2 protein-coding genes and 1 pseudogene are annotated in these 1,960 nt (G+C 31.6%); 1 reads left to right on the top strand and 2 read right to left on the bottom strand.

Annotation, left to right across the window (positions count from 1 at the left end):
- Positions 1 to 98 (top strand): annotated as a pseudogene (locus tag M663_RS15835) (DNA-binding protein); the annotation flags it as partial.
- Positions 99 to 110: 12 nt separating this feature from the next.
- Here M663_RS15835 and M663_RS0105475 read toward each other — a convergent pair.
- Both M663_RS0105475 and M663_RS0105470 read right to left on the bottom strand, forming a co-directional pair.
- A complete protein-coding gene (locus M663_RS0105475) occupies positions 111 to 1,178 on the bottom strand; it encodes an NAD(P)/FAD-dependent oxidoreductase (protein WP_029688234.1) in 1,068 nt (355 codons plus the stop codon).
- Positions 1,179 to 1,181: 3 nt separating this feature from the next.
- Positions 1,182 to 1,960: hypothetical protein (locus tag M663_RS0105470; RefSeq protein ID WP_042805168.1), on the bottom strand; the 779-nt coding region annotated here is incomplete at its 5' end.

Raw genomic sequence — 1,960 nt, 5'->3', positions numbered from 1 at the left:
TAATATTTGCTGCAGAATTCGTAATAACAGATTACGGTGACAATAATTTGGAAAGATTTTACGATGAAACAACAGGACTTCAATTGTGGAATATTTAAGGCCCAGTTTAATCACTGGGGCCTGTTTGTTATTTTCATAAGAAAATGTAAATATTTTATCACATCTAAATTAGTTTTGTACATCACTCTTTTAACTATAGGATTTCCAATCACTTTTACTACCCTATCATAGTCTTCATTTTTTATGCTATCCATCATCTTCCTAAAATCTATAAGCTTATCAACTCTATCTGTTATTTTTTTTACTTTTTTTTCATAATCTTCACCATGTTTTATTGATTCTCCCGCATAGACTGCGCTCTCCACTGCATTTAAAAGTCCAAATCCTAAAAAAGGGTCTAAAAATCCCCCTGCATTTCCTATTAGATACATATTGTCTATTTGATGTCTATCTGTTATACTGATGTCCAATTGCGTTTCAAAAGTTTCTATCATCTCATAATTTAATTTTTCTTGATACAAAAATGTATGCCACATATTTTCAATCTCTTCTTTTTGCGTATAAGTAGCCACAAGAATTATTGACGCTTTATTTTGACTAAGAGGTACAAGATAGCCAAAACCTGACCTTGCATATAGAGTGTTAAGCCATAAATGCACAGTATTAGTCTCAAAATCCCCTAATGCAATTCCTCCTTTAATCCTTGAAGAAACTACATTTTTAACTTCGGTAAGTTGCTTTGCTATCATACTATTTCCTGTAGCAACTACCACATAATCATAAGATTTGGCTAATTCCCTATAATCCGCATTAACATTAAAATTTATTTTTGCATTTATTTTTTTTGCCAATTGGTTTTCTACACTTTCTTGCTCTTGCCCCTTTTTTACAATATATCCAAGTTTTTTACCTTCAATGAAAGCTTTCCTCTTTGGAGATTTGATAACTATCTTTTTTACTTCAGTCAAAGGCTCAATTAAAATTCCAAACTCTTTAGCTATAAACTTAAAAGGATCCTTATAAGGTCTATGCACAATCTGCAATAACAATTCTCCATAAGAATACAGGCTCCCAATTGTATGTTTTCTTTCGTAAATATCACAAGGTACACCTAATTTCTCGAGAGTATATGCACAACATAGGCCTGCTACTCCTGCTCCAATTATTGCCACTCTCATTTTTTATACCTTCTTTCTATGTTCATAAGGTCTATTGTTCATTTTATTTATTGTATATTTCATAAAAATAGAGCCATATTTTATAGCATTGAAATTAGTATTGTAAATAAGTTTTTTCACAGGAGGAAAAGTAAGAATTTTTATAAACTTATCCAACTTATCATTGTCCATAAGGTCTAAAGCTTTTCTAAATTCTAACATCTTTATATTTGCCTCAGACAAAAAGCTTATTTCTTTTTTAAAATCGACTCCCTCAGCTATACTTTTTGCTGCTATAGCTCCACTTACAATAGAGTTAAAAGTCCCAAAACCTAAAAAAGGCTCTATAGCTCCTCCTGCATTCCCAACAAAAAGCAGATTTTCATATTGATGTGGAAAACAATTACCCGAAGTATGCTCTAAATCCACCATATTTACAATATCCACATGCATCTTTTCTACTTTTAAAAATGTATCCCAATAATACTGCAACTCTTCTTTTGAAATATAAGGCAATACCATAGCCAAGACCGCTCTTCTTTCATTATAAGGCATGAGATATACATAACCACCTTTAGTATAAAGAATATTTATCCACATTAGAAGAGTTTTCGGGTCAAAATTCCCTAAAACATTTGCTACCCTCACCCAGGTCGTCACAAGCTCTTGCCAGCAACCCAATTCTTTTGGAATTTGCGAACTTCCCGTAGCAATAATAATGTAATCGTAATCATTTTTTAACTCCTTATAATCAGCTTCTATATTGAAATTAACTGGTATTTTCAATTTATTATACAATTGAT

It is taken from the genome of Thermoanaerobacter sp. A7A, assembly GCF_000445185.1.
In the GTDB taxonomy this organism is placed as follows: Bacteria; Bacillota; Thermoanaerobacteria; order Thermoanaerobacterales; family Thermoanaerobacteraceae; genus Thermoanaerobacter.
Note: the sequence above shows the minus strand (reverse complement) of the source record. Positions and strands in the feature narration are given on the sequence as shown.